The sequence below is a fragment of the Janthinobacterium sp. BJB401 genome (genome assembly GCF_013372745.1).
In the GTDB taxonomy this organism is placed as follows: Bacteria; Pseudomonadota; Gammaproteobacteria; order Burkholderiales; family Burkholderiaceae_D; genus Janthinobacterium; species Janthinobacterium rivuli.
In genome coordinates this window covers 22005-28004 of sequence record NZ_JABXFH010000061.1, presented here as the reverse complement: position 1 = coordinate 28004, position 6000 = coordinate 22005, and the positions used below count along the sequence as shown (strand labels likewise).

Below are 6000 nucleotides of genomic sequence, written 5' to 3'. Positions count from 1 at the left end.
CAGGGCGACGTCGGGATGCAGGCCGAGGACAAAGATGGTCAGCGACGTCAGGGCCAGGGTCGACAGGGCGGGCCGCATCCCCAGCAGCAGGGCCGCCAGCACGGGCATGAGCATCATGTAGATCTGGCTGACGGGGCCGATTTTCAGCAGCAGGCCCACGCCGACCAGGTAGGCGACGATGAGAAATTGCCACACGCGCCAGCGGTAGGGCATGGCGCGCCAATGCCAGATGACGCCGATCCAGCCGATGGCCAGCACGTCGAGGATGACTATGGACCAGATAGCTTCGCGCGCGGCCAGCAGGGCGCTGGGAATGGCAGTGACGATGCCCAGCAGCAGCACCGCCTGCAGCAGGCGCGCAAAAATCTGTCCGCGCCAGTGCGCGAGATCGTTTGACGCGGCCACGCTGCCGTCCTTTCACCAGTGAGCTCTGCTGCCGAGCTGAGCAGTATGGTAAAAATATTACGCGGTATCTTTCAGCATGTCATCTTGATCATTCGGCATGATTGACGGCGCGACCATCTTCCGCCGCCGGCCAGTAGTGGCTATCGGGCGTGTCCCGCGCGCCGAAGATGGCCTGGCCGACGCGCACGACGGTGGCGCCTTCTTCGATGGCGATTTCATAATCGCCGGACATGCCCATCGACAGTTCGTCGAGGCCGATGCCATGCGGGACGTCCTGGCGCAGCCGGTCGCGCAGTTCGCGCAGCAGCACGAAGCAGCGGCGCACGCGCACGGCTTCCGCCGACAACAGCGCCAGGGTCATGAGTCCGCGCACGCGCAGCGCCGGGAAGGCGGGCAGCTGGCGCAGGAAAGCGGCCACCTCGTCCGGCGGCAAGCCGTACTTGCTGGCTTCGCCCGAGGTGTTCACTTGCACGAACACATCGAGTCCGCGCCCTTCCGCTTGCAGGCGCCGTTCCAGCGCCTCGGCCACGCGCAGACTGTCGAGCGCCTGGAATTCGCTGGCAAAGCGCGCCACCAGCTTGGCCTTGTTGGTCTGCAAATGGCCGATCACCGACCATTGCAGGTCGGCCAGGTCCGCCATCGCTTCCCATTTGCGGCCCGCTTCCTGCGGCTTGTTTTCTCCCAGCATGCGGCAACCGGCGGCGTACGCCAGGCGCAGGCTCGCCTCGGGCTTGGTCTTGCTGACGGGCAGCAGGCGCACGCCGGCCGGGTCGCGCCCGACCCGCTGGCACGCGGCCGCCATGCGCGCATGCACTGCCGCCAGATTGCGGCGGAAGTCGTCCACCGACATGGCTTGCGGCCATCGCCCATGCCGCTCATGCATGGTGGGTGTGAGCAGGGGGATGTCGTTGTGCATGTGTCAGCCTTGTCTTCGCCTGATGGGCGGCAGGAGTCGCCGCAGTGATGTATGATTGTCCTATGCCAAAATATATCATGTCTGGGACTATCGTGAAAATCACAGGGAAAACCGCGGCGGAACTGTTCGACAGCATCCGCGCGCTGACGCAGGCGGGCGAATTGGCGCCGGGCCAGGAGCTGCCCACCGTGCGCGAGCTGGCCGCCGCCTTGGGCGTCAACCGCAATACCGTGTCGCTGGCGTACCAGCGCCTGGTGACGGCCGGGCTCGCGGTCACGCAAGGGCGCCTGGGCACGGCCATCCGCGCGCAGCGCGATCCGGGCGAGCAGGAAGGCTTGCTGCCCGGCTCGCCATTGGCCGACCTGGGTGGCGGCAACCCGAACCTTGCCTGGCTGCCCGATGTCGGCGCGGCCCTGGCGCGCAAGCCCTACCGCCCGCGCCTGTATGGCGAGGCTACCGTGGATCCGGAACTGGAAGTGCTGGCGCGGCGCTGGATGGCCGGCGATTGTCCGGAACAGCACGAGATCACCCTGACGAATGGGGCCGTCGATGCGGTCGAGCGCCTTCTGGGGGCCTATCTGGTCGCGGGCGACAAGGTGGCCGTGGAAGACCCGTGTTTCATCAGCAGCATCAACACCTTGCGCAGCGCCGGGCTGCACGCTGTTGGCGTGGCGGTCGACGCCGAGGGCATGCAGGCCGGGGCGCTGGAGCGGGCGCTGGCGCAAGGCGCGCAATCCGTCATCGTCACGCCGCGTGCGCACAATCCGACCGGCTGCAGCCTGAGCGCGGCGCGCGCGGACCAGCTGCGCGCCGTGCTGGCCGCCTACCCGCACGTGCTGGTCATCGTCGACGACCATTTCTCGCTGCTGTCCACGGCCGGCTACCAGGACGTGATTCCCCCTGCGGCCCGGCACTGGGCGCTGATCCGTTCCGTGTCGAAGATCTTCGGCCCCGACCTGCGCCTGGCCGTTGTCGCCAGCGACGGGCAGACGGCACAGCGCCTGCGCCTGCGCCTGGCGCCCGGCACGAATTGGGTCAGCCATCTCTTGCAGGATGCCGTGAGCGCCTGCCTGTCGTCGCCCGAGGTGTCCGCGCAAGTGGTCTTGGCCCGCGCCGACTATGCGCGCCGCCGCGACATGGTGGCGGCGGCGCTGGCGGCGCACGGCCTGGTCTGCGCCAGTCCCGCCGATGGCCTGAACCTGTGGCTGCCGCTGCCGGACAGCAGCCAGGCGGCCGTGCTGGCGCTGGCCCGGCATGGCTGGCTGGTGCGCGGCGGCGAAGCTTTCGGCGTGCAGGCGCCGGCGCAGGGATTGCGGATTACCGTATCGGCCATCGATGAAGCGGGCGCGCAGGCGTTCGCCGGCGTGCTGGCCCAGGTGCTGGGCCGGCCCTAGTTTTTATTTGGTTACTCGCCACAGAAAGGGAACATCATGAAAGTCCATTTCATCGTGCATGAAACGTTCGAGGCGCCGGGCGCCTATGAGACTTGGGTGCGCGAGCGGGGCCACGAGGCCGCGTATTCGCGCGTCCATGCCCACGAGCCGTTGCCCGGCTCCATCGCGGACATCGATCTGCTGGTCGTCATGGGCGGACCGCAGTCGCCGTCGACGACGCGCGAGGAATGCCCGCATTTCGACGCGGCAGCCGAACAGGCCCTGATAGCCGCCTGTGCCGCCGCAGGCAAGGCTGTGGTCGGCGTTTGCCTGGGCGCGCAGCTGATCGGCGCCGCCCTGGGAGCGCCCCATGCGCACAGCCCTGAAAAGGAGATTGGCAAGTTTCCCATCGTGCTGACGGAGGCAGGGCGGGAGAACGACAAGTTCAAGCATGTCGGCGATGTCCTGGAAACCGGGCATTGGCACAGCGACATGCCGGGCCTGACCGGCAACGCGAAGATCATCGCCTATAGCGAAGGCTGCCCGCGCCAGATCGTTGAATACGGCAATCTGGTGTACGGCTTCCAGTGCCATATGGAGTTTACGCCGGAGGTGGTCGACCTGCTGATCGCCGCGTCAGCAGCAGAACTGGTCACGCTGGAATCGCACCGCTTCGTGCAGCAGCCAGCTATCCTGCGCGCCCACGACTGGCAAGCCATGAACGGCCAGCTGTTTGTTTTCCTCGACCGCCTGATGCAGGCGTACGCGGCGCAATAAAAAAACGCCAGCATGATGCTGGCGTTGTGAGGCAAGCGGCGAGGCGCTTATTTCTTCGGCGCGCTCAGGCATTCCTTCATGAAGGCTTTGCGGGCGTCGCCTTTCATGTCCTTGGCGTCGACATTGCACGCTTTCATCTTGTTTTGCTGCGTCATGGCCGGCGCCGGCTTGGCGCTCAGGCATTCCTTCATGAAGGACTTGCGCTCATCGCCTTTCTTGCCGGCGGCATCCGCATTGCAGGTCGTCATTTTTGACTGTTGCGCCGTCTTGGCGACGGGCGCCGCTTCCGGTGCGGCGGCAAAGGCGGTGCTGGCAAACGCGGCGGCGATGCAGAGGGCGATGAATTGTTTCATGGTAAATCCTTTAGACGCAGTCGGTGGAAGGGGACGTGCAAGCGGCAGACAATGCCGGTATGCAGAACGTAACTAACTATATGACATTTATCAACAAAATTTCCACTCGAGTGTGTCTTTTTGTTACTGGCAGGCACAAGGCGCTCCCCGGCTGGCCCGGGCAGCCATGTTGCGGCGGCAGCGCCCCTGTTTTTTGCTATGCTAGCGTCTTTCCACCGGCCGATGCCGCTGCCTTGGCCGGCGCACCCTCAATACGGAGTAGTTATGGTCTCGTTGCAAGAGCAGTTTTTAAAGGCCGGCCTGGTCGACAAGAAGAAGGTCAAACTGGCCAACCAGGACAAGAGCAAGCAAAAAAAGGACGAGCGCAAGAGCGGCACGCAAAGCGTCGATGAAGTGCGCCTGGCCGCGCTCGAGACCCAGCGCAAGAACGCGGAACGCGCGCGCGAACTGAACGCCCAGCGCGACGCGGCTGCCAACCAGAAGGCCATCGTGGCGCAGATCGCGCAAATGGTGCAAAAAAACCGCCAGAGCAAGGGCAACAACGGCGACGTGCCGTATAACTTCACGTTCAACAACAAGATCGAGCGCATCTACGTGACGGCCGCCGTGCAGGCCCACCTCGTGGCGGGCCGTCTGGTGATCGTCTGCCTGGGCGGCGCCGTGGAACTGGTGCCGCGCATCATCGCCGACAAGATCGCCGAACGCGACCCCGCCATCGTCGTGCGCGTCAAGCAGGCCAGCACGGAAGTGGACGAGGACGATCCGTATGCGGCGTTCCAGATTCCGGATGATTTGATGTGGTAAGAACGACGGGGCTGGCCGCAGCCGGCAGCCTTGCTCGATTCAATAAAAACGCCAACCCGAAGGTTGGCGTTTTTATTGGCGCGGCAAATTCTGTTACCCGGCGCAAGCAAGGCACGGGGAGATGCAAGGCTAGGCCGGTATCTGGACAGTTGCCATTACTGCGCTGCGGGCGCGCTTCTCTCATTCGTGGCTTGCCTGGCAGCAGGCAGGCCAAATGACGCTGGTAATCGCCCCAGGATTTCGCCAGTGATGCCGGAGTAAAAAACGATGCCCAAGATATTCCCAGTAAGAAATACTCTATCTGTCGTAGTCACGTCGATTTGTTGTGGTGTTGAATCGGACGACTCGTAGTCGTAGGCAATGTAAGGCGATGCCAGCTGCATCACGATCATCGCCTTCAAGACCGGCAATTCTTTTGCCGCGACGGCATTTTCCAGCGTAAACTGGAATGCAGGTTTTATGTATTGGGTGTAGCCCCGGTCAATATCCAGGAATGGGATGCGATTGACGGCAACGCCCATCGTGGATGTGTACGTTTCTTCAATGGGATAGTAGCCGCGATAGTAGCCGCGATAGGTGCTGCGTCCTTTATAACGGCCTTTCGAGTTCAATTTGGAACTCAAGTCAAATTGGTCCAGTCCTTTATAGGAAGGCTTGTTGATGTCATAGTCAGGCGCGCCGATGCCATTCAAGTCTCGTGTGCGGGGAAAGACATACAGCTTCACCTTTCCCGTATCCGCATTGAAATCGTACCCAATGCCAACGGAATATGCTCCGTCTTTTTTGACGGAAACAACAAAGGCCAGTGCATCATTCAAGCTCGAATCCGCCACCACTTTTTCGTTCAGCGCTGCCGCCATTCTGCGCTTGTAGTCAGCCGTCGATTCAAACTCCCCCTTTTTCTCGCGCACAAATTTTTTGACTGCCTCGATGACCGCGCCCAGCGGCAAGCCTGGATACGCCGGATCGAGGCGGTCGCTGTCGAGCATCTCCATGGAAAATTTCTCCCCCTCCACCTTTCGTTCCCATGGCCTGTGGAGGACGGCACTCTTCTGTTCCTGAGGCGTTGCGCTCGATGGGCTTTTCACTTGCTCTGCCACTTGCGTGGCCTGTGCCGTGCCCATGCCTGCAAGTGCGCTGGTGGCAGCCAGCAAGAACCATTTTTTCATTTTCATCATCCTTGATGCCGGTGTTAATATTTATTTAATTTTAACATGTTTCCCATGGGGAATATCTGCCGGTATCGGGGTACTGGCGTCTCGCGTCAGGCCGCCGGGCCATGCGCTGGAGGGGAAATACCGTATCGGATGAGGGGAGGATGCCGGCATGCGGCCGGAAGAGGGGGATGCTGCGGTGAATTGGCGCAGTCCAC

At 62.7% G+C, this 6000-nt stretch carries 6 protein-coding genes and 1 pseudogene; 3 read left to right on the top strand and 4 right to left on the bottom strand.

What is annotated here, in order from left to right; translation table 11 throughout:
- Together HWE17_RS25885 and HWE17_RS25880 are read right to left on the bottom strand one after the other, a co-directional pair.
- Positions 1 to 405: pseudogene (locus HWE17_RS25885) on the bottom strand (diguanylate cyclase); the annotation flags it as partial.
- Between the two features lie 88 nt (positions 406 to 493).
- Positions 494 to 1321, bottom strand: a complete 828-nt coding sequence (locus HWE17_RS25880; RefSeq protein ID WP_176390756.1) for a YggS family pyridoxal phosphate-dependent enzyme — start codon at positions 1319 to 1321, stop codon at positions 494 to 496.
- Between the two features lie 92 nt (positions 1322 to 1413).
- On the opposite strand from HWE17_RS25880, the gene ptsJ reads away from it, so the two are divergent.
- A complete protein-coding gene (gene ptsJ / locus HWE17_RS25875; protein WP_176390758.1) occupies positions 1414 to 2715 on the top strand; it encodes a transcriptional regulator PtsJ in 1302 nt (433 codons plus the stop codon).
- A gap of 36 nt (positions 2716 to 2751) precedes the next feature.
- Positions 2752 to 3471: a glutamine amidotransferase gene (locus HWE17_RS25870; protein WP_176390755.1), complete on the top strand. Its 720-nt coding sequence runs from the start codon at positions 2752 to 2754 to the stop codon at positions 3469 to 3471.
- A gap of 47 nt (positions 3472 to 3518) precedes the next feature.
- Here HWE17_RS25870 and HWE17_RS25865 read toward each other — a convergent pair whose 3' ends face one another.
- The gene (locus HWE17_RS25865) at positions 3519 to 3824 is read right to left on the bottom strand and encodes a PsiF family protein (RefSeq protein ID WP_176390754.1); all 306 of its coding nucleotides are present in this window, start codon (positions 3822 to 3824) and stop codon (positions 3519 to 3521) included.
- 264 nt (positions 3825 to 4088) lie between these two features.
- Here HWE17_RS25865 and HWE17_RS25860 point away from each other — a divergent pair, with 264 nt between their 5' ends.
- Positions 4089 to 4628, top strand: a complete 540-nt coding sequence (locus tag HWE17_RS25860; RefSeq protein ID WP_034753528.1) for a DUF2058 domain-containing protein — start codon at positions 4089 to 4091, stop codon at positions 4626 to 4628.
- Between the two features lie 155 nt (positions 4629 to 4783).
- Here HWE17_RS25860 and HWE17_RS25855 read toward each other — a convergent pair whose 3' ends face one another.
- Positions 4784 to 5797: a hypothetical protein gene (locus tag HWE17_RS25855; protein WP_152598836.1), complete on the bottom strand. Its 1014-nt coding sequence runs from the start codon at positions 5795 to 5797 to the stop codon at positions 4784 to 4786.
- Positions 5798 to 6000 lie beyond the last annotated feature (203 nt).